Consider the following 21679-nt stretch of genomic DNA (forward strand, 5'->3'; position numbering starts at 1 on the left):
GTTGATGCGGTTTTACCCTATTGAACAGCTTGACGCAATCATCACCAACCCAAAGATTAATCTGTAACGAACTATCGTTCTATTGCCCAGCCTTAGCGATTACCTGTGCTGCAGGCAAAGGTAAAAAGACCCCAAAAACAGATCCCTTACTCCCCGTTTGAACCAGCTCCAGACGTCCCCCGAAATATTCAACAATCTGACGAGAAATGCTTAGGCCCAATCCAGTTCCATGGGGTTTATCTGCAAGGCCTTCCCGGGATTGATGGAATTTCTCAAAAATATACTCCCGAGCTTGCCACGGAACGCCTCGCCCATTATCTGAAACTGTGATTGCCATTTCTTGTCCCTGTCGAAAAACCGATACCTTGACCCATCCTTGATCTTCGTCACAAAATTTCACAGCATTGGAAAGTAGGTTCACAAAGACCTGCATTAGCCGATCTCTATCGCCCCTGATCTCTGGCAATCCTGGTTCAAAATCAACATCAAGCGCAATATCTTTTTCGCTTAGGGTTGCAGACATCGTATCCATTGCGTTTTCAACAACCTGTGGAATGTCTAAATCTTCCAGAATCCATTCCATTTGCCCAGCTTCAATTTTTGCCAGATCAAGCACCTGATTAATAAGACGGGTTAACCGAACGCTTTCCTTTACAATAATCCCCAGGAACCTGCTTTTTTCTTCCTCTTCCAAATCAGGATGATCACTCAGAATCTCACTAAATGAGCGAATAGAGGTAAGGGGTGTTCTCAATTCATGACTAACAGTAGATAGAAATTCATCTTTCAGACGATCAAGTTCCTGGAGTCGCTCATTAGCCGCACGCAACTGAGATGTGGTGCTCTCTAGCTCCTTGGATTTTTGCTCCAAATTTTGGCTGTATTCAATGACTTGCGACGTTTCATCCAAAATAGTCATCACCTCTTCCAGCCGAACAACTTCTCCTTTCACTACAGAAGATATCATCACACGGGCCGAAGCTGCACCAATAGCACCAGAAAGTAATCGCTCTGTCAGATGAACGAGATCCGCATCCGCCGCAATGATACGTCTGCGCTCTTGTCCTCTGTCCCTGAAATATCCGCTAAAGGCTCTATCTGCCCTTGCCCGTCCCAAAAAACGGACCAGAAGATTAAACAGGTCTTCAACTGATGCAGACCCTTGCCACAATTGAGACCGTGACCCCTGATCGGCGTAGCGGTAAACATCTACGAACAAGGCCCCTTGCACCCTCTCAATAGCAGAATGCCGCGTATAGAGTGAGACAAAAACATACCCCCCGACATTAAAAACCGTTGTCCAGAAAAGAGAATGAGTTAGGTGATCAATCCCTTGCAAACCAAACAGTTCATAGGGTCTGAGCAACTCGACCCCCCAAGGGCCAGCCGCAATAAAAGTAATTGGCAACACCCCAGACTTGGCAAAAGAAGGTAAAAGAAGCGTATAAGCCCACACAATAATCCCGCAAGAAAGTCCTACCAAAGCCCCTTTGCGATTCCCACCTTTCCAGAACATGCCACCGATCATAGCCGGTGCGAATTGGAAAACAGCAGCGAATGAAATCAGGCCAATGGTAACCAACGCATCGCTTTCACCCAAAAAGCGGAAATAGGCATACCCGAACAAAAGAATCAGGATAATACTGCTACGTCTGACAAAAAGCAGAACCCCAGTAAAATCACTCTTCTGCTTTAGCCCCAGCCAATTCCAGCGCAAAAGTATCGGCATAACCAAATCGTTACACACCATCGTACTTAAAGCTATCGTTGCAACAATCACCATCGATGTCGCTGCGGACAACCCGCCCAAAAAAACCAAAAGAGCCAACATCTCCTGCCCATGGGCCATAGGAAGCGTGAGAATAAAAGTATCCGCATTCATCCCCCCCTTGGGAAACTGAAGCATCCCCCCCAAAGCAATCGGCAATACAAACACATTAATTGCCAACAGATAGAGCGGAAAAAGCCAAACACCTTTCCGAAGCCCGGGTTCATTAACATTCTCTACTGCAATAACCTGAAACTGTCTGGGCAAACAAACTGCGGCAACCATCGACAATGTGGTTAACGTGACCCAAGTAACATAAGCCCCTTCTTTTTCAAATGTCATTAATTGAACAAGTTCCGGTACCCGGGATGCCTGCTCAAATAGGTCTCCAAATCCATCATAAAGCCCAAAGGTCACAAAAATACCTACCGCGAGAAAAGCCAGTAGCTTCACAACCGATTCAAAGGCAATAGCAACCACAACACCATCGTGATGTTCACTATTATCAATATTCCTGGTACCAAATAAAATCGCAAAAATTGCCAGAACCAATGCAACCCAGAATGCAGTATCAGCAACAGTGGCAATCGGTGGCGAATTAAGCGGCGCGACGACTTCGGGGTATTGCTTTAAAACATTAAAGCTAATTGCAACAGCTTTGAGCTGAAGAGATATATAGGGGACAATACCCACAACCGCGATAATCGTAACCAATGCACTCAAAGGCGTACTTTTACCGTAACGTGATGATATAAAATCAGCAATTGAGGTTATTCTGTGAGCTTTCGTAATCCTGATGATCTTTTTAACAACCAACCACCAAAGTACAAAAACAAGTGTTGGCCCTAAGTAAATTGGTAAAAAATTCAATCCACTAGATGCAGCAAGGCCAACAGACCCATAGAACGTCCAGGATGTACAATACACCCCAAGAGAAAGTGCATAAACATAGGGATGAGACGTTATGCCCACCCCTCTTTCAGCACGTTTATCTGCCACATAAGCAATCGCAAAAAGAACGAGCAGGTAAGCAATAGAAGAAAGGATAATGATCCAGTCAACCAACATGGTCATGATCCTTTGACAACTGCTCTTTCTCTTGCTGCTTTTCCAGTTCTTTATCCGGCAGATTTCTAGTCTCGGCCCCCAGCGTATCAATTACCGGAGAAGAATAGGGATCAAGAGCGCCCGTCGAATCATCAGCGTCTTTTGATGCAGACCACGCAACGGCCAGAATAATTCCACCCCATACTGTAAAAAGATACAAAAACAAAGGCGGAAAGCCCCATATTAGCTTTTCACTACTGAAAATGGATAGAAAAAGGGGGCTAAAAAGTAGTAATGCCAATAAAAAAAGCGCAATACTACGATCGCCTTTATCACCTGGACGCCTCACTCATACTCCTTCTGGGGAATGCGAACTCATGTCACAAAATCAGCGTTTTATTCTATAAGATCTACGCCAACTTATCTTCAACACCCAAATGCTGCTTGACCAGTCGAACAACATCCTTTGTTGAAAAAGGCTTCGTCACAAAGTCATCAGCGCCGAGTTCCATCCCCTTCAATCGATCAACATCACGTCCCTTTGCCGTAAGCAAAATAACACGTATTTCTTTCCACGCATCATTAGAACGTACAGATTTCAAGACTTCAAAACCGTCTTTTCTTGGTAACATGATATCAAGCAGCATCAGATCTGGTGGACGGCTTTTCACCATCCGCAATGCTGCATCGCCATCACGCGCAATAAAGACTTCAAAGCCAGCTTTCTTCATCAAAAAGCTTAATGAGTCGACAATATGAGGCTCGTCCTCGACCACTAGAACCGTTTGAGGCATTTTCTGCCTTTCTCCGCGTTATCCGGTTATCTCTTTTTTATTCCCTGTAGGTCTTACATTACAGTCTGGCCGGGTGTTTTGCCAAGCTGTGTTTTTCAGTCCCCTTTGCTGTAGGAGTTAGCTCCCCATTAGAACACTATCCGGATGGGAAAAGTCAACGCCATCAGCATAAACCACATGGCGGGCAAATGACGCTTCACACCCCAGACTAATGGCATAGGTATTCCCCGCCTGCCCCACCATAACCCCAGGCTTCGTCACTGTCTTTGAAATGGAAAAGTAGATACTTTGATCTTCATCGCGTAAAGAATGAAGGTTAATACGCCCAGGTTTAAGAAATGCATCCTGAACACCCCAATCTGGAGACAAAACACCATACCGCGGGATACGTAGGCCTGACGCACTAAACCGTTTTGATATCTGCCCAGCAAGATCAACACGAATAAAGTGAAAAGGAACACCTTCTTCTTCAGGTTTTTGCAGGGTTGTCAACCGATGACAGACCTGCTCAAAACCAGCGCGAAAACGCCGACGGAGCAGGTCAATATCATGACGAAGATCATAAGCTGCGATCCGAAATACGCTGTACGGCATCATCACAGCGCCAGCAAAATAACTACCTAAAGCCTTTAAACATAAGCTTTGGGCTTCATCACTACCAAGAGGCACATCAGCAAGAACCTTTTCCAGCACATCAGCATAAGCAACTTCTGCAATTATGCGTGCCATTCTAAAGTTTAAAGAACTGGTCGCCAGTGTTTCCATAAGCCTGAGCGTCCCACCGTCTTCACCTTCTAATTCCCACATACCACGCTGCAGAGTACCCTGTGAAGATACAGGGACAATCTCGACCTTTATGCCGAGTTGCTGATCTAGATAGTTAGCCAAAGCATCAAACAATCCATAGGGCTTGGGTTCTCCCAATCTACTTCTAAGCTCTTCGGCTGCGGATTCAAGAACAGGAAAGTAGTGATCGTTGGCCGAAAGCATATCCACCACTTCATCAGTAGGCGTCTCGCTCAACAAAGTGCCCTTTTTGGATTCACCATTAATAAAATCAAACAGCTCTCCAACCATTGAGGTCAATTTCTGACTTTCATCGACCAAAACATTGGTAAAGCGTTCGCGCTGATGCTCTGAAAGATCATCATTGTCCTGCAAAATCTCGGCAAACGACCGAATAGATGTTAGCTGCGTCAAAAGTTGATGGCTTGTTTCCGTGAAATAGGGATCAGCGGAAATTGACTCCCGTGCTTTGAGGGTATCTTCGCGTGCATTTCGAAACGCACGGTAAAGCTTTAACAGGGCACGGCTGATTTCAGGGTGCATGGCGACAAAATCACCAAGTACTGTGCTATTAAGCCTGGACCGTTCAAACAGAGGATCCGAAAAAAGCTCATTCATCGCGGAAAGTAATCTTGCTTCTTCTCCCCCGGTGAGTTCACCTTCCTTAACATTAAAAGCCACTTCCAGTTTTTTTTGTAGCTTCCGTGACAAAGGGCGTTGATTGTGTTCAACAAGATTTAAATAGGCAGCCGAAATATCAATTTTCTTTGCCATCGCAATTTGTGTAAGGCCAATCTGGCTTCTTAAATGGCGAATTTTCCGCCCTGCAAAGACTTGTCTTGCCATAACATTTACAGCTTTCACAAAATTTTGAAAATCTCCCTAAATAATTTTACAAAATTTTCAAAACAACACAACGTTTTATTGCCAGATCTCGCTGTGAATTCTATTTTAATTTTCACAAACAAGTCAGTCCCTGTGCTTGATTTTGTTAGTTGTGGCTTTTGTGCATGAGCCATCATGCTTCTGCCCTGCAATGCCCTTCATTCCTTAATGGAATATAGGCCTCCGCAGATTAAGGCAGAGATTTAATCTCTGAGGTTGATTCAGGCGTTTTGTGTTTTCGCCCGGATCTAATAAAGACTTTAGAGATATAGGCAAGCTGATTACCGCCAACTTTGTAATCAGTGAAGCTCTATCGACCTTACTGAGCGAGAGAGGCAATGCCCCTCTCGTCTTTTTTGCTCAAAAGATGATACCTTTTATCTGATTACCACGTGTATCAGGTTATGGGGTATCAGGTCATGACTTGGCTAATTCCCATATAGGCCACAATAGCAACGGTCAAAACAGCCAGTACACCATTTACAAACAAGCGCTTTTGCCGACTCTGGATCGCAGATATTATTTTGGCACCGCCCCAGGACCACATACAGTTTGTCGGGAAACCACCAATTATAAAAACAACACACATCACCGCCCACTGCTCCCAAGCTGGACTAGATTGATTTGTAAACTGCGCGAACACCGTTGTTGCCATCAACCACGCCTTTGGGTTCATAGGGTGCACAATCAAGCCGTTTAAATACCCCACGGCATCTACATTGCGTTCTCCAGATAGGCTTCCCAGATCCGAACGCGCTATTTTCCAAGCCAAATACAGTAAATAACCACTACTAACCACGGTTATAACTGGCGCCAGCCCAGGCACCCCTTTCATAAGGGTTGTCACGCCAAAAGCTGCAACAGCAAGAACCAAGAAGAAGCCACTCTGTACACCCAATGTAAAAGGAAAAGCACCACGAAAGCCTAGATTTGCACCCGTCGCCATCAATATCATATTTGCTGGCCCCGGTGTGCCAGACATAACCGCAGCAAAAATCAAGGCAGGTATAATATTTTCAATCGGCATCGCAAATGCCCCTTTCTCTCAATCTCAGACAAAATGTCTGGTCACATTTTCCATACCCCAAATATTCATATTGAAATGTTCACTGAACAATTACTATATTGTTCCTATGACAATTTTAACACTCATAGCAGAGAATCAACCCAACACAGGGCAGAAATACGTCCATTTGGAACAGCTGTTCAAAGCTGCCATCCGGGATGGCATCCTGAAACCAGGTGAGAAATTACCCCCTTTACGTACCGCCGCGTGGGAAGCCAAGTGTAGCCTTGGAACGATGTCACGCGTCTATGGCTCCCTAGAACGCAAGGGATTGGTAAATGCTAGGGTTGGTCAAGGAACTTTTGTACAAGAGGCAGCAAACATTGGGGCAGATATTATTCTGCCCAAACCCCATCAAGGGAAGGAAGAACAATCCTTAACCACTGACCAAGTAATTGACTTAGGAATGAATGCTATTGCGAACGACTGGGGGGAAGAAATAATTCGTTGGGCGCTACAACGTACTGCAACAAAAGCATCCAGCTATAACCTTATGACCTATAGAGACGGCTTTGGTGATACAAAGCAAAAATTGGCATTACGCGCTTTTCTGCCTCCCTTATTACAGGATGTATCCGAAGACAGAATACTTATAAATCATGGCGTCCAAAACGGTGTATATACGGCCCTTGGGCGTCTGACATCCCCTGGGGATACAATATGTCTTGAACCCCTGAGTTATCCGGGTGTCGGTGCTGCGATATCCCAATTGGGGCTATCCAGCATAACCGTGGAGACAGATGAACGGGGCATCTGTCCAATTTCTTTTGAGCAGCAATGCAAAAAAGGTCGCATTCGTATTCTCGTAACAACAGCCACAGGTCACAACCCAACTTGCATCACAACACCTCTTTCTCGGCGTAAAGAGATCGGATTCATCGCGCAAAAATATGATGTCCTCATCATTGAAGACGATATCTATGGCTTTCTGTATCCCGATGCCCCACCTCCCTACGCGCACCTTTTTCCCTCTCAAACAGTTTACCTCAGTGGCTTGGCAAAAAGAATTTCACCCTCGTTGAGGATAGGTTTTGCAGTTGCACCACCCCATATCACAATGCTTATGGCACAGGGCATCACAGCACAAACGTGGATGGTCTCTCCTATTCTCATCAACACAGCCATAGAAATCGTAGGACGCGGGGACGATCTAGATTCTTTTACAAGCCAAATAAGATCAGAAGCAAAAAAACGCCATGAGCTCACAACGCGTTTTCTTTCGCCCTACGCAACCGACTTAAAAGCCTGTCAATCACATGTATGGATAGGTTTTCCCAAAGACATCCCAGTTCCCCAACTCGTGCGGCGTGCTGCCGAAGCTGGAGTCCACATTCTTGACGGCAGTCGCTTCGCCAACAATACAACAGCCGGAAAACATAATGTCAGACTCTCGATCATGGCACCCGATACGACTCACAAGCTAGAAAAAGCGTTAATAAAACTCAAAGCAGTCTTATCAAACCCCAATGAAAACTCATGCGATTTTTTTTAGAACAATATAGAAAAACAAAACTAAAATATAAAATAAATCTATACTTTATATTAAACACCAATAATAAAAATACCTTACAAAACACGAAAAAAAATAAATTACGCGCCACCTCAGTACTTGAAACAAGAAAAATAAACTCAAAAACAACCCCAGAGGTAATTAATAATCATTATCATAAAACAAATTTTCTGATAAAGTACTTGAATTTTCCAGCAAACAATTTACATTATTGGAAAGATTCTAAAGTAGATTACAAGCCGCAGTAAGATAAGAAATTTCAATACGAACGAATTAAGAGCGAGGATATCATGAAAGGCGACAAAAAAGTCATCGAACACCTGAACACTGCTTTAACGCATGAATTAACAGCGATTAACCAGTACTATCTTCACTACAAGCTTTTGCAAGACTGGGGCGTTGAAGGCCTAGCTAAACACGAATACAAAGAATCCATCGAAGAAATGCAGCATGCCGACAAACTTATGGATCGCATTTTGCTTCTAGATGGTTTCCCAAATCTTCAAAACCTGAATAAACTTAAAATCGGCGAAGATGTAGAAGAAATTTTAAAATGTGATCTGGCCGGAGAGCTGGAAGCTGTTGAAGTTTACAAAGAAGGCATCGCCTATTGTGAGTCTGTCAAAGACTATGGTAGCCGCGAACTTCTTCGTGAAATTCTCGTCGACGAAGAAGAGCACGTAGACCATCTGGAATCACAGTTTGAACTGATCAAACGTGTTGGTATCCAGAACTACATTCAATCTCAGAGCAAAGTCGAAGGCGACTAAGTTTCTTTGATTAGTCAGGCTCTCAAAGCCTATTCCAAAAAGCCAGTGATTTTCACTGGCTTTTTTCATGCTCATCTAAATTACCCGCAAAATTTACTATAATACCTTTGCACTCATCACACTTAACACAAGAGCTTTCCACAGAAATCCGACTTTTTCAGTAACGTATTTTCATCAAAAAAGAACAATTTCGAAATTGCAACTCATTCTCAAACGTGTTAATTACTTGCGACTAATACTCATATGCTTTTGATTTCACCAAAAGTAACACGTTTTATCGCTTGGCTATTAAAATCAGAAATAGCCAAAACTGAATTGGCCGAAACAAAAATTGGAATGAAAATGAGTCACGCTCTCAAAAAAGCTGCGCGTGTAGCAAGCACAGTAACTGTTTTAACCGTTCTCAATGCAGGCGCTGTCTTTGCAGACACTGTTGACGCCGAAAGCGTCCTGAACAACTACGCAAATATTGCCCAAGCAGGCTTCGAAGATTCTCTGACATCTGCGAAAGCTTTGGACAGTGCAATTGATAAACTTATTGCCTCTCCAACTTCTGCCTCTTTGAATGCTGCCCGTGCAGCGTGGGTTTCAGCGCGTGCCCCTTATCAACAGACCGAAGTTTACCGTTTTGGTAACGCCATCGTTGATGATTGGGAAGGCCGCGTAAACGCTTGGCCTCTTGACGAAGGCCTTATCGATTATGTCGATACATCATACGGTGATGAATCAGACGAAAATGCGCTTTACACCGTAAACGTTATTGCCAACGCCAAGCTATCTGTGAACGGCAAAGAAGTTGATGCTTCAGAAATCACACCTGAACTGATTTCAGCAACACTTCACGAAGCAGAAGAAGTTGAATCAAATGTTGCCACTGGTTACCACGCGATTGAGTTCCTTCTTTGGGGACAGGATCTAAACGGTAACGGTGCAGGTGCCGGAAGCCGCCCAGCGTCTGATTTTGATGTGAAAAATTGCACAGGCGGCAACTGTGATCGTCGCGCTCAATACCTAAAATCTGCTTCAACTCTTCTGATTGCTGACCTAGCAGAAATGAAAGCAAACTGGGATGAAAAGGGTGACGCAAGAACGAACCTTCTCAAAGACACCTCAACAGGTTTAACCACAATCCTGACGGGCATGGGATCACTTTCTTATGGCGAGCTTGCTGGTGAGCGTATGAAACTGGGTCTTCTTTTAAATGATCCAGAAGAAGAGCACGACTGCTTCTCCGACAACACCCATAACTCTCACTATTTTGATCAGATCGGCATTCGCAATGTGTACACCGGTCATTATCGTCGCCTTGACGGCTCTGTCGTAAGCGGTCCTTCTATTTCAGATCTTGTGAAAGCAAAAGATGCTGCCATTGATAGCGAGCTTACTGAAAAACTAGATGCAACTGTAACATCAATGGCCGTCATGAAGGCCCGTGCAGAAAGCATCGAAGCTTATGACCAGATGATTGGTGAAGGCAATGTTGTCGGTAATGCTGTTGTGCAAAAAGCAATCGACGGTTTGATCAATCAAACCCGTTCAATCGAACGTGCAGTGGTGGCGCTTGGCCTTTCAGCTATTGAAGTTGAAGGCTCAGATAGTCTCGATAATCCAAATGCCGTTTTCAACTAAGAACAGACATAATATTAGACACATGATCACTGCGACCACGTGTCTATTTATTCAAAATACTTAGTTATGCTAGCTTGTGGGCAGTTCTGAATTCAGAACTGCCCATTTCATTTATCTCAACATTGATTAAAACAAAAAATGCCCACGTCATTTGGAAAACGCCTGCCTTATTATTGCGCCCTTCTCTTTGGAATGTCGCTTGCTTCTACGGTAATAGCGGCACCACTGCCCCGTGATGACCTTACCCCAGAGGACTTTTTGCGTGTTGAAAAAATTACTCAAGCAACAAGTGATTTCACCAAAGCAGAACCTTATGAAAATAAGTCTGCAGGGGCACCGACATCTAAAAAATCAGTCACATCAAAATCATTCTCCCATTTTTCGGCAAATTTATCCTTCAAGGGAGAGCGTGACTTCAAACTAGGCAACAGTCTCTTTAAAAAAATCTGGGTTTCGTCCCCGTCATCGACCAAGGCTTCTGACGGGTTAGGGCCTCTATTCAATGCCCGTTCCTGCCAACGCTGCCATTTACAAGACGGCCGAGGGCACCCACCAGAAAGCAACGACGACTTGGCAACCTCTATGTTTTTACGCCTCTCTGTTCCCCCCAGGACAGATGTAGAAAAACAGGCAATCAACACAGGCACCCAACTTCGTATTCCAGAACCAACTTATGGCGGACAATTACAAGACCAAGCTGTCACGGGCCTGCTAGCCGAAGGTAAGATGCATATTTCTTATGAAGAAGAAGTTATAGCCTTGAACGGAGGCGAGAGTGTCTCGCTACGCAAACCAAGTTACAGCGTTACCCAACTCGCCTATGGAGACATGGATCCCGACGTCATGCTTTCTCCACGAGTAGCACCGCCAATGATCGGCCTAGGACTTTTGGAAGAAATTCACGAGCAGGACCTTCTTGATCTCGCTGATCCAGAAGACAGCGACGGTGATGGCATATCGGGAAAAGCCAGCATGGTTCTCAACCCTGAAACAGGACAAAAAGAGATTGGTCGTTTCGGGTGGAAGGCATCGAACAGAACCGTTCACACCCAATCGGTAAATGCCTTTGCAGGGGACATCGGTTTATCAACACCAGATATAGCGGCACATTGGGGCGATTGTACAAGCAATCAACCAAAGTGCCTTTCCCAACCTCACGGATCACAGAATAATCTTGGCGAGGGAGAGGCCCCGAAAAAAGTTTTAGACCTTGTTGTTTTTTATTCGAAAAATCTGGCTGTTCCAGCACGCCGTAACGTCAACGATCCAAAGGTCTTAAAAGGCAAAGAGCTCTTCTACACCAATGGATGTATTTCCTGTCATAAACCAAAATTTGTTACTCGTAGAAATGCCGCACAAAAAGAATTAGCCTTTCAGTTGATATGGCCCTACAGCGATCTTCTTCTTCACGATATGGGCGAAGGCTTGTCTGATAACCGCCCGGTTGGAAATGCATCTGGGCGTGAATGGCGTACACCGCCATTATGGGGGATTGGACTTACAGAAAAAGTGAATGGACACACCTACTTTCTACATGATGGGCGGGCACGTAATTTGTTAGAAGCTATTATCTGGCACGGTGGTGAAGCGACACAAGCCCGAGACAATGTTGTCGCAATGACACCTGAAGAACGAAAATCTCTGATTACTTTTCTGGAATCTCTGTAATGATAACTTTCCCTTTCAAATCCAAGCCGAATACAAGACGTCATATATCCAGGATAATTAGTCCTGTGCTCGCCGGAATTGTAATCGTAGGGGCAGCCGTAAACGCATGGGGACAAACCCCGGAAATAGACTTCAAACCAATCATCAAACAGACTATCGAGAAGGCGATTCTGCCTGGGTATAAAAATTTAACTGCTGCCGCCAAGGAGCAGGAAAACGATTTGACCAAGTTATGTGAACAACCAAATAAGGAAAACTTGGCGAAAGCTCAACAGGCTTTTCGACCTCTTGTTGCCGCGTGGTCTGGCGTCGAGATGTATCGCATTGGTCCTGCCATAAAAAATAATCGACAAGAAAAGCTGTTCTTTTGGCCCGACCGCAAATCTATCGGACTACGCCAAGTCCGGAAATTAATTGATACCCAAGACGAAACAGCCCTCGCAATAGAAACTCTACAAAAGAAAAGCGTTGCTGTTCAGGGAATGCTTGCACTTGAATATGTTCTATTTGGAAAAAATGCAGAAGCACTCGCGACAGCCAAACCCCAATCTTACCGTTGTGATTATGGGGTAAATATCGCCAGAGCAATTCAGACGACAGGGCAAGAAATTATTGACGATTGGGCATCCCCTTCCGGCTATGCGACGATGATGCTTGATACAGGCCCCACGAACCCGATATACCGATCAGATACAGAAGTCATGCAGGATCTTTTGCGAATCAGCAGTGAAATGATTCAAAGCACAAAGGACCTCAAGATACTGAACACAATCAAGGAAAGCCCTGAGAAATCAAAACCAAAGCGTGCCCCTTTTTGGCGATCCAACCAGACCCTCCACGCGTATCAAAGCAATCTCAACGCTGTTGAGACACTTTTCACGCAGGGGGGGCTTGGAAATCTCACCTCACGTTACACGAAATCCCTTTCTTTCGAACTAGGGCAAATAAACACGTTCTTGATGAAACTTGAAAAAGAGAACATCGCTTGGGAAAAGCAGGTAAAACAAACAAAATCCCATGAAACTTTGTCCTTCACCCTTATTCCGTTAGAAGGTGCACACTACATTGTTAACGACCTCATCCCTGAAAAACTTGGCCTAAGTCTCGGCTTTAATTCTTTGGATGGCGATTAGTAATGGCTTTATCCCGGAGAAAATTCTTAAGCCGAATTGCCGCAAGCGGCGTTCTGGCGACAGGACAACTCCCTTTTGCTTCGTTTGCACAGGCCGAAGCTTCCTCGTTGCAAGCGGCCTATGTTTCAACGCTGAGAAAAGCAGACGGCCAATATGCCGCCGCTGTTATTGATCGTTCTGGTAATTTAATTTTCCAAGAGCATCTTGATGACCGGGGACATGCAACAGCTATCGCACCCAATAAAAAGTTCGCAGTTGTATTTGCCAGACGTCCGGGGCGCTTTGCATTAGTCTTGGACCTATTTAATAACCAACGCCATTTAGCCTTTTCCCCTCCTCTAGATCATCACTTTTATGGGCATGGTTTTTTTTCTCCTGACGGGAAATTACTCTATGCAACAGAAAATGATTACGAAAATGAACGTGGTATTATCGGCATATACGATACGACGAATTCTTTTGCGCGCATCGGTCAACATGAAAGTTACGGCATAGGCCCGCACGAGGCTATCTTGCTTTCTGATGGGATTACTATAGCGATTTCGAATGGTGGCATTATCACCCACCCGGATTACCCTAGACAGAAATTGAATCTTTCCTCTATGGAACCACAGATAAGCTATGTAGATCGACGCGATGGAAAGCTTATTGCGCAAAGCAAGCTCCCCGCAGAATACAGCCAGCTTTCCCTTAGACACATGACTGCTGCCCGAGGGAAAATATGGATCGGCGGTCAATACGAAGGCGATCCGAGCAATAGCGTCAGCCTTGTCGCCACACACCGAATTGGTGAAGAAATTAAACCTGTATCTGGCGGGCAAACCTACCTAGGGATGAAACAATATATCGGGTCTGTCAGCGTAAATATTAACGGCGATCTTGTGGCTACCACCGCCCCAAAAGGCAATAAAGTAGCCATATGGAACAGCGAGACACGGGAACTTGTAAAAACATTATCACACATAGATGCAGGCGGCGTTGCCCCTAATGGTCATGGCTTCACAATCTCCGACGGCCAAGGAAATCTTTGGCAAGATAACAAGGCCATCTATCATGACCCAGAAATTGCCTGGGATAACCATATAAGCTCTGCAATTTAATCCTATTAAGCTGGCATAATTGTAACAGGTTTCGATTATCGCTTATTAACAATCATAATGTTATTCTTCAGCTGCCCCTTTTCGTCTCTTCAGGAATAAATGATAAAAATGTTGCTGACTATCCCAGGTATTTTAGATCAATCCGGACTCGCGAGAATAAACGAGCTTCTTGATCGAGGACAATTCAAGGACGGAAAGCTTACGGCTGGATGGCATGCAAAACTTGTCAAAAACAATACACAACTTACCGGGCGTGATACCACCGCAAAACAGGCAACAGCCATTCTAACCAATGCACTACAACGTAATACCATTTTTGCCCGGGCAACACTTCTACGGCGAATGCGTCCTCTTCTGTTCAGTCGCTATGAGCCTGGTATGGAATATGGCAACCATGTTGACGATGCTATTATGGGTTCTGACAGGGGATTTCGCACTGATATATCTTTTACAGTTTTCCTGAATGATCCAGGTAGTTACGAAGGCGGAGAACTGGTGCTGGACAGCTCTGTCGGTGAACAAAAATTCAAGCTGCCTGCTGGTTCAGCAGTCGTATACCCTTCGACCACATTGCACAGGGTTTCACCCGTTACCAAAGGCGTCAGACAAGTTGCCGTCAGCTGGGTGCAAAGTCTGGTCAGGTCCGCAGACAAACGCGAAATAATCTATGATATCGACCAAACCCGGCGAACGCTTTTTGAGCAAAACGGGAAAAGTAGAGAATTTGACCTCTTGACTAAAACCCACGCCAACTTGTTACGGCTTTGGTCTGAACCATAAATAGCGTATTTACCCCACATAAAAAAAGGCTGCCCGCAAAAGGCAGCCAAAGTTTGTCTTGGGGAATTTAACAAGTAAATTAAACAGCTAATAGCGAGTAGATCGTATCCTTAAGCGCCAAACGTTCCTTTTTGATCTCATGAATGTGATCATCACTTAACGTCTCAACCTCACTTTCGTGCCGATGGATCATCTTGTTAATTCGGTGATAATCCTCAGCAAGTTTCGCAAAATGCGCATCAGACTGCTTCTTGGTGTGAATGCGGTCTTTAAGCTCTGGAAATTCCTCTGCGAGTTCATGCGGTGTGTGCTGTGACATTCCCACTCCCTTGTTGCTTTCATCTACAGGCATGACAATATAACGAATGAGATATTCAGGCTTTGACGTAGGTCAAATGACGATATTTTTCTGTTTCTTTGGGGCTTTATATTTCAAAGGAAAAGGACAGTTAAAATTTAACCAAAATCGTCTTCATCTGGCGCCCTAAGGGCAATTCCACCAAGCAACATATCCACCTCATCTCCATCGCGAGACAAAGGAAGAACGAGACTTTCAACATCCTTGATACCAGGTAAATCACCGACATAAGGCAAAATCGTCCGAACCGGTTCTCTTTCTTGGATCACCCGCTCGTATAAAGAGAACATTCGGCTCGGTGGATTTTGAGTAGGAATTTCACTGATCCGCTTGCCTGTGTAGCTCCCCATAGTGATTTCGTCGATCAAGGTTCCGACAAGGCGATATTCAAAATCAAGTGGATTTCTATGAACATCAATCAATTCGCAATATGGCAATAGTGATGGAATCGCCAACGGATCCACATCAGTTCGGGCAGGTAGCTCTTTAATCCTTGGCAACGATTTCCAGTAATCAAATAACTTAATTAAGTGAGGTGCTTCTATACTTAAGCTGTTATCTAAGTCCGGTGTGTTTGACACTTAATTCCTTTCCTTCGAATAAAAAGCAGCCCCTTATCTTCAGAAGTATAGCACATCCTTGTTTAATTTGGTTTGAAAACCATCAAATAGAAAACAATTACAATCATAGGGAATGCCAAAGACCCCAGAAAAATCCACCAGCGGTCAAATACCCAATATTTCGCAGATACATCTGTGTTGGCATCCAATGCTAGCTTGATCAAATTACGCATCCGAATTTGGATATATACAACCGGAAGCCAGCAAAAACCCGCGCACAAATAAAGAATAATACCCCATAAAACCCAAGCATTACTCAGATCATAGCCCGTGGTAACAAGAAGTCCAATTCCAGAAAGAAGCTGTATAATCACAGAAGGCGTTGTAAACAGCCAATCGGCAACAACGACATGACGCACAGCAAAATACATCGCCGATAAATTTTTGCTACGGTTAGCCATAAACATATAAAATGCACTGCCAATCCCTGTACCAAAGAGGATTGTCGAGCTTAAGATATGTATCCATTTCAGGAGTTCATAATCCATTCGTTTATTGACCTTATCTCGCCACAACTCTCAACATCAATGCGCATAAGCATTTGAAGTATTAGTTTGTTTTTGACTTGTCCAGCAAACAAAATCCAGCCTAAAGTAATTTAACTTTCAATTCCCTTTCCAACACCATAGTTCGGAGTAAGATGTGCCTGCCGGTGACCCTATATTTAAATCTGTCTTCGGCAAAGATTGGGACAATCTTCCGCCCGTGATGAAAAAACATTACGCCGTACGATCAAATAGTCATGATCGTGTTGTGGTCAAAGGAAGACTGGATATAAAAATATCACCAATGGTTAGCCTTATGGCACGGATCAGCGGCATGCTTCTCGCCTACTCTGGCAAAAATATCCCCGTTACCGTTGTTTTTAGAAGTGATCATAAAGGCAGTTCTTCAACATCTAATACACCCTTTTATTTTGATCGCACCTTTCACTTTCCAGACCGTGGCGATATTACCTTTCGCTCGCGTATGGAGCAGATTGAAAACAACATTTTGGTAGAATTCATGCGCTTTGGCATTGGTTGGAAACTCGCGTATGAGTGGGATGGCAAAAAGGTTATCCTGCGCCACAAAGGCTATGTCTGGCAGATCTTTGGGAAATTACTTCCCCTGCCGTTCTCATGGATAATGGGCAAAGGCTATGCCGAAGAAACCCCACTTTCTGATGACACTTTCTCTATGTGGACCCATGCCAAACACTCCCTCTTCGGCCCAACCTTTGGGTATGCAGGTGATTTTAAAGTCACGGAAGTCAAATGCCCCAAATAAAGGTACCTCCCAAAGCACAGCGAACAGTTCTTATACTTGGCGGGTATGGTAACTTTGGCAAGCGCATTGCCTCGGCCCTAACCCGAGACAACATCCCGGTTATTATCGCGGGCAGAAATGCAGAAAAAGCCAACGACTTTGCAAGTCAGCTTCCGCCAAAACTAACACAAACAGCATGCTTTGATGTAAATAAGGGTCTAGCCGCTGAATTGAATCGCCTTAATCCAACTGTTGTCATCAATACCTGTGGCCCCTTCCAGAACAGTAACTATGATGTTGCTGAAACCTGTATCGAGGCGTCTGTTCCCTACATTGATCTTGCTGATGGGCGGGATTTTGTTGTGGGCATCAAAGCCTTGGATGACAAAGCTAAATCAGCTGAAATTCCAGTTATTTCAGGCGCTTCAACCGTCCCCGGATTGTCATCTGCCGTACTGGATAGACACAAAGATCTCTTTTCTGAAATTGATCAGATGATTTATGGCATTTCCCCCGGACAAGGAGCCGAGCGTGGTCTGGCCACAACACAGGGAATACTCAGTTATCTGGGCAAGAAGCTTTCCCCTACGCAGGGATCATCAGCTTCACGTTATGGATGGCAGGATATTTATCGCCAGGAATTTCCTTTGCTCGGAAAACGCTGGATGGCGAATTGTGACATTCCCGATCTCGATCTTTTGCCTTCCCGCTATAACATCAAGTCTCTGCAGTTTTCTGCCGGCATGGAACTTAGCTTGATACACCTTGGCTTATGGGGCCTATCGTGGTTTATCCGTTGGGGCCTGCCTCTAGAACTTGAAAAACATGCTAGCTCTTTGCTCAAGCTCAGTAACTGGTTCAACATCTTTGGCACCAGTGACGGTGGCATGCACATCATCCTCAATGGTAAAGATAACAACGGTCAAGTGCTGACAAAAAAATGGTTCATTATCGGGCTGGACGGCGACGGGCCACAAATCCCAACAATTCCGGCCATTATCCTTGCGAAAAAGATTATTCGTGATGAAAATGTCCCATCTGGTGCCATGCCCTGTGTTGGCTTGGTTAACCTGAACGAATACCTAAAAGAATTAGCGCCCTTTCATATCCGTATCTTTGAAGATTAAGCTTGATGAACCTTGTACCTGCCCGCCGCAAAGACCTCCCAATTTTACCTTCGATTGCTCTAAGGTCAAAAAGCCATTGGGACTACCCTCAGGATTTCTTAGATAAATGTAAGATCTTTTTCGAAGAAGAGTTCACAGAAGAATACCTGAAAGAATCCCACACATTTCTTATCAAGCAAGACGAGGAAGTCATTGGTATGGGCAGCCTGCGATGGAAAGAAGTCCCGATGATTGATAATTTCTGGCTGTTACCAGAGAATATCGGGAAAGGTTATGGCAAACAGGCTTTTGGTCTTCTTTTGACAGAGGCCCGAAACCTTGGTTGGCCGAACCTTACTGCAATTGCAGATATCTATGCCGAAGGTTTTTACAAAGCTATGGGGGCCAAACGGGTAGGCGAAGTCCCTTCGGAAGTACAGGACAAAATGCTGCCCAAAATGTTTCTTGATCTCAGTTAACCGACAGCCGGTAATGTTACCTGATTATGTGTGAACCAATGCGCGAGATGGTCGATTAAAAGGCGAACACGGCGGGGTTGAGTTGCGCCGTCGGGGTAAACAATCTGAAGTCCTGCCGGAACAGCTGCAAACTCCTCCAAAACAGGCACCAAAGTACCTGATTTGAGGTCATCCTGAATATCCCAGATAGATTTCAACGCGAGCCCGTGTCCGGCACGACACCAGATTCTGACCAAATGGCCATCGTTCACCGTACGATTACCACGGACAAAATACTTCTTTTCCCGCCCCTCCACGAAAAAGCGCCATGCGTGATCAACCTGATTGCCAAATCTCATTAAGATACAGTTGTGATGGATCAAATCTTCCGGATGGCCGGGAGTACCATTCTCTTTCAGATAATCAGGCGATGCACAAACAACGCGCCTGTTATCCCCCAGCTTTTTGATACGGAGTGAACTGTCAGCTAAAACCCCAAGGCGTATCGCAAAATCAAGTCCTTGCCCTACAACATCAACATATCCATCGGTCAGAGTCAGGTTAATACTGATTTCAGGATGCTGTTCCATAAAGCTGTCCAGCAAAGGAACAATCCGGTTATATCCCAGATCAATCGGGGCACTGATATGGATCGTTCCCGAAATCTTTTCCACGCCAAGCTTGATGCGGGATTGAACCTCGTCAGCTTCGGCCAATATCCGTCGGGCACCAGATACCAGTTCACGCCCCTCGTCCGTTAGACTGATTGAGCGTGTCGTTCGGGTCAGAAGGCTTGCCCCATAGTAAGCTTCCAGCGCAGCAAGGCGTTCTGAAACACTTGCCGGAGACAGGCCAAGTTCACGCCCGGCAGCCGCCATCCCGCCCTTTTCCACAATACGCAAAAACAGCGTCAGATTATCCAGATCCATAATGTCGGGACCTTTGCATTGTTCGGAATTTCCAAAATATCATTTCGAATTTTGCGCAATTATCAGACGACATAGCAAGTGCTATTTGATAATCACGAAAGGAAAAGTCCCTTATGCAACTTGATCATGTAACCATACGTACCCGGAATCTTGCGGTCACACGTGACTTCTTTCTCAGTGTTTTTGATTTGGAAGAGCGTGAACGTCCCCAGACCATTAAACGCATTCCCGGTCACTGGCTCTATTCAAATGATCGCCCAATCGTTCATCTGATCGGGTCCCAAGGTCACGGTATCGACTGTGCTGCAGAAGCTTTTGATCATGTTGCCTTCCGATTACACGGCTACCAAGAATTCAGGGAGAAACTTCGCAAGCTAGGTATCCGTTACAGCTGTATGGATCTTCCTGAAATTGAAGAACGACGGCTTTTCTTTCGCACGCCCTGTGGCCCCCTTCTAGAAGCAGTATTCGCCGTTTCTGCCCACGACTCTATTGATGACGAACAAGGAATATAAACATGACCAGCGCTCTCTTCCAGCCGCTCTCTCTTGGCCCGGCAATTCTGCCAAACCGAATTGCCATGTCGCCCATGACCCGTGCCCGGACAACACAACCCGGCAACATTCCCAACGCACGCATGGCGGAATATTACGCACAAAGAGCATCCGCAGGATTGATTATCAGTGAAGCGACCCAGATTTCTCAACAGGGTCAGGGGTATTCCTTCACCCCCGGTATTTTCTCTGATGACCATATAGATGGCTGGAAACTTGTGACCAATGCCGTTCACAAAAAAGATGGACGTATATTCCTGCAGCTATGGCACGTCGGACGTATGAGCCACGAAAGCTTTCATGCCGACGGTAAGCCAGTCGCCCCTTCGGCCTTATCTCCTGATGCTCAGGTCTGGGTTGTTGATCCGGCAACTGGCGAGGGCAGCATGGTTGATTGCCCGATCCCCCGTGCACTGGGAAAACACGAGATCAAAGCCATCGTCAACGACTTCCGGCAAGCAGCAGCCAACGCAATTTCTGCGGGTTTCGACGGCGTTGAAATTCACGGTGCCAATGGCTATTTGATTGACCAATTCCTACGCCGCTCATCAAACCAACGTAGCGATGAATATGGTGGTCCACAGGAAAATCGCATTCGCTTTCTGGTCGAAGTCGCCGAAGCTATCGCGGATGAAATAGGCGCAGACCGGACAGGCATCCGCTTGTCCCCCTACATCACCCAGCGCAATATGGCTGACGACGAAATCATTGATGTCATTCTGAAATCCGCCCAAGAACTGAATCGTATCGGCCTAACCTATATCCATCTGTCCGAAGCAGATTGGGATGATGCACCACAGGTACCAGATCGGTTCCGCCACCAGTTGCGCGCGCTCTATGCCGGTAAGATTATCGTTGCTGGAAAATACACCAAAGAGCGCGGCGAACAGATTATTTCTGATGGATTGGCAGATATCATCGCTTATGGCCGTCCCTTCATTGCCAATCCGGATTTGCCGCATCGTTTTGCCAACAACCTCCCTCTCGCGGACTTTGACGGCGGCACACTCTTTGGCGGCACAGAAAAAGGCTATAGCGATTACCCCGCTTGGAAAGAGGCATCATGACCTTATCCCCAGAAGAAACTCTGGCGGGTTGGCAAAATGGTAACATCGGTACCGAACGCGTTCTCACCACCGATGATATGACAGTTTGGCATCTACAGTTAGATCCCGGGGTCACCATTGCGCCACATCGCCACGATCGTCCTTATTTCTGGACGGTTTTGACCGATGGCAAAGGCTTATCCCGTTTTGATGATGGTCGGGAAGTTGCCATTACCTACAAAGCCGGAGATACCCAGTATTTTCCTAACCTCACAGCTGAAACCGGATTTGTGCACGATCTGACCAATAACGGAGACACGCCACTGGTTTTTGTCACTGTCGAGTTTCATTCAGCATTTGATACCAACCTAAATCTCAATACGACCGTACCCCACAGTACGATCAAGAACACCTAACTTACAAA

At 45.3% G+C, this 21679-nt stretch carries 22 protein-coding genes; 13 read left to right on the forward strand and 9 right to left on the reverse strand.

The genetic code is table 11. The features are described 5' to 3' along the window. Positions 1-79: 79 nt before the first annotated feature. From ACN0W5_RS09265 to ACN0W5_RS09285, 5 genes are all read right to left on the reverse strand, one after another. Positions 80-2836 carry an ATP-binding protein gene (locus ACN0W5_RS09265; RefSeq protein ID WP_417453854.1) on the reverse strand — a complete coding sequence of 919 codons (2757 nt, stop codon included), beginning with the start codon at positions 2834-2836 and terminating at the stop codon, positions 80-82. Further along, on the reverse strand, positions 2826-3164 hold the full coding sequence (locus tag ACN0W5_RS09270; protein WP_417453855.1) for a hypothetical protein: 339 nt from the start codon (positions 3162-3164) through the stop codon (positions 2826-2828). Before ACN0W5_RS09270 ends, ACN0W5_RS09265 begins: the two co-directional genes overlap by 11 nt. A 61-nt stretch (positions 3165-3225) precedes the next feature. Beyond that, positions 3226-3609: a response regulator gene (locus tag ACN0W5_RS09275; protein WP_299380821.1), complete on the reverse strand. Its 384-nt coding sequence runs from the start codon at positions 3607-3609 to the stop codon at positions 3226-3228. A 117-nt stretch (positions 3610-3726) separates the two neighbouring features. Next, complete coding sequence (locus tag ACN0W5_RS09280; protein ID WP_299380820.1) at positions 3727-5259, reverse strand: helix-turn-helix domain-containing protein; 1533 nt, start codon at positions 5257-5259, stop codon at positions 3727-3729. A 433-nt stretch (positions 5260-5692) separates the two neighbouring features. Next, positions 5693-6307: a LysE family translocator gene (locus ACN0W5_RS09285; protein WP_417453856.1), complete on the reverse strand. Its 615-nt coding sequence runs from the start codon at positions 6305-6307 to the stop codon at positions 5693-5695. A 106-nt stretch (positions 6308-6413) separates the two neighbouring features. Here ACN0W5_RS09285 and ACN0W5_RS09290 point away from each other — a divergent pair, with 106 nt between their 5' ends. The 7 genes from ACN0W5_RS09290 to ACN0W5_RS09320 all read left to right on the forward strand — a co-directional run bounded on the left by ACN0W5_RS09290 (position 6414) and on the right by ACN0W5_RS09320 (position 14936). Beyond that, on the forward strand, positions 6414-7838 hold the full coding sequence (locus ACN0W5_RS09290) for a PLP-dependent aminotransferase family protein (protein ID WP_417453857.1): 1425 nt from the start codon (positions 6414-6416) through the stop codon (positions 7836-7838). Between the two features lie 308 nt (positions 7839-8146). Further along, entirely contained in the window at positions 8147-8626 is a 480-nt protein-coding gene (gene bfr, locus ACN0W5_RS09295; RefSeq protein WP_417453858.1) for a bacterioferritin, read from the forward strand. Positions 8627-8968: 342 nt separating this feature from the next. Further along, positions 8969-10255 (forward strand): imelysin family protein, encoded by a 1287-nt coding sequence (locus ACN0W5_RS09300; RefSeq protein WP_417453859.1) that lies wholly within the window; start codon positions 8969-8971, stop codon positions 10253-10255. 138 nt (positions 10256-10393) lie between these two features. Continuing rightward, positions 10394-11923: a di-heme oxidoredictase family protein gene (locus ACN0W5_RS09305; protein ID WP_417453860.1), complete on the forward strand. Its 1530-nt coding sequence runs from the start codon at positions 10394-10396 to the stop codon at positions 11921-11923. Positions 11924-11988: 65 nt separating this feature from the next. After that, positions 11989-13056, forward strand: coding sequence for an imelysin family protein (locus ACN0W5_RS09310; protein WP_417453861.1), 1068 nt, complete (start codon positions 11989-11991; stop codon positions 13054-13056). A 2-nt stretch (positions 13057-13058) separates the two neighbouring features. Next, the gene (locus tag ACN0W5_RS09315) at positions 13059-14156 is read left to right on the forward strand and encodes a DUF1513 domain-containing protein (protein ID WP_417453862.1); all 1098 of its coding nucleotides are present in this window, start codon (positions 13059-13061) and stop codon (positions 14154-14156) included. 108 nt (positions 14157-14264) lie between these two features. Beyond that, the gene (locus tag ACN0W5_RS09320) at positions 14265-14936 is read left to right on the forward strand and encodes a Fe2+-dependent dioxygenase (RefSeq protein WP_417453863.1); all 672 of its coding nucleotides are present in this window, start codon (positions 14265-14267) and stop codon (positions 14934-14936) included. 79 nt (positions 14937-15015) lie between these two features. Here ACN0W5_RS09320 and ACN0W5_RS09325 read toward each other — a convergent pair whose 3' ends face one another. From ACN0W5_RS09325 to ACN0W5_RS09335, 3 genes are all read right to left on the reverse strand, one after another. Next, the gene (locus ACN0W5_RS09325) at positions 15016-15255 is read right to left on the reverse strand and encodes a YdcH family protein (RefSeq protein ID WP_299376066.1); all 240 of its coding nucleotides are present in this window, start codon (positions 15253-15255) and stop codon (positions 15016-15018) included. A gap of 137 nt (positions 15256-15392) precedes the next feature. After that, positions 15393-15875 (reverse strand): PAS domain-containing protein, encoded by a 483-nt coding sequence (locus ACN0W5_RS09330; protein WP_417453864.1) that lies wholly within the window; start codon positions 15873-15875, stop codon positions 15393-15395. 62 nt (positions 15876-15937) lie between these two features. Further along, on the reverse strand, positions 15938-16402 hold the full coding sequence (locus ACN0W5_RS09335; RefSeq protein WP_417453865.1) for a DUF2269 family protein: 465 nt from the start codon (positions 16400-16402) through the stop codon (positions 15938-15940). A 154-nt stretch (positions 16403-16556) separates the two neighbouring features. Here ACN0W5_RS09335 and ACN0W5_RS09340 point away from each other — a divergent pair, with 154 nt between their 5' ends. From ACN0W5_RS09340 to ACN0W5_RS09350, 3 genes are read left to right on the forward strand one after another with little or no spacing between them, the layout of a single operon-like run. Then, on the forward strand, positions 16557-17183 hold the full coding sequence (locus ACN0W5_RS09340) for a DUF4166 domain-containing protein (RefSeq protein WP_417453866.1): 627 nt from the start codon (positions 16557-16559) through the stop codon (positions 17181-17183). Beyond that, a complete protein-coding gene (locus ACN0W5_RS09345; RefSeq protein ID WP_417453867.1) occupies positions 17171-18289 on the forward strand; it encodes a saccharopine dehydrogenase NADP-binding domain-containing protein in 1119 nt (372 codons plus the stop codon). The genes ACN0W5_RS09340 and ACN0W5_RS09345 overlap by 13 nt, the downstream gene beginning before the upstream one ends. Positions 18290-18294: 5 nt before the next feature. Next, a complete protein-coding gene (locus tag ACN0W5_RS09350) occupies positions 18295-18747 on the forward strand; it encodes a GNAT family N-acetyltransferase (protein ID WP_417453868.1) in 453 nt (150 codons plus the stop codon). Here the strand turns inward: ACN0W5_RS09350 and ACN0W5_RS09355 are convergent. Next, a complete protein-coding gene (locus ACN0W5_RS09355) occupies positions 18744-19655 on the reverse strand; it encodes a LysR family transcriptional regulator (RefSeq protein WP_417453869.1) in 912 nt (303 codons plus the stop codon). The genes ACN0W5_RS09350 and ACN0W5_RS09355 overlap by 4 nt on opposite strands. Before the next feature lie 113 nt (positions 19656-19768). On the opposite strand from ACN0W5_RS09355, the gene ACN0W5_RS09360 reads away from it, so the two are divergent. From ACN0W5_RS09360 to ACN0W5_RS09370, 3 genes are read left to right on the forward strand one after another with little or no spacing between them, the layout of a single operon-like run. Further along, complete coding sequence (locus ACN0W5_RS09360) at positions 19769-20170, forward strand: hypothetical protein (RefSeq protein WP_417453870.1); 402 nt, start codon at positions 19769-19771, stop codon at positions 20168-20170. Between the two features lie 2 nt (positions 20171-20172). After that, positions 20173-21276, forward strand: coding sequence for an alkene reductase (locus ACN0W5_RS09365; RefSeq protein WP_417453871.1), 1104 nt, complete (start codon positions 20173-20175; stop codon positions 21274-21276). Further along, complete coding sequence (locus tag ACN0W5_RS09370; RefSeq protein WP_417453872.1) at positions 21273-21671, forward strand: cupin domain-containing protein; 399 nt, start codon at positions 21273-21275, stop codon at positions 21669-21671. The genes ACN0W5_RS09365 and ACN0W5_RS09370 overlap by 4 nt, the downstream gene beginning before the upstream one ends. Positions 21672-21679 lie beyond the last annotated feature (8 nt).

Origin of the sequence: Kiloniella sp., assembly GCF_048270245.1 — a bacterium.
In the GTDB taxonomy this organism is placed as follows: Bacteria; Pseudomonadota; Alphaproteobacteria; order Kiloniellales; family Kiloniellaceae; genus Kiloniella.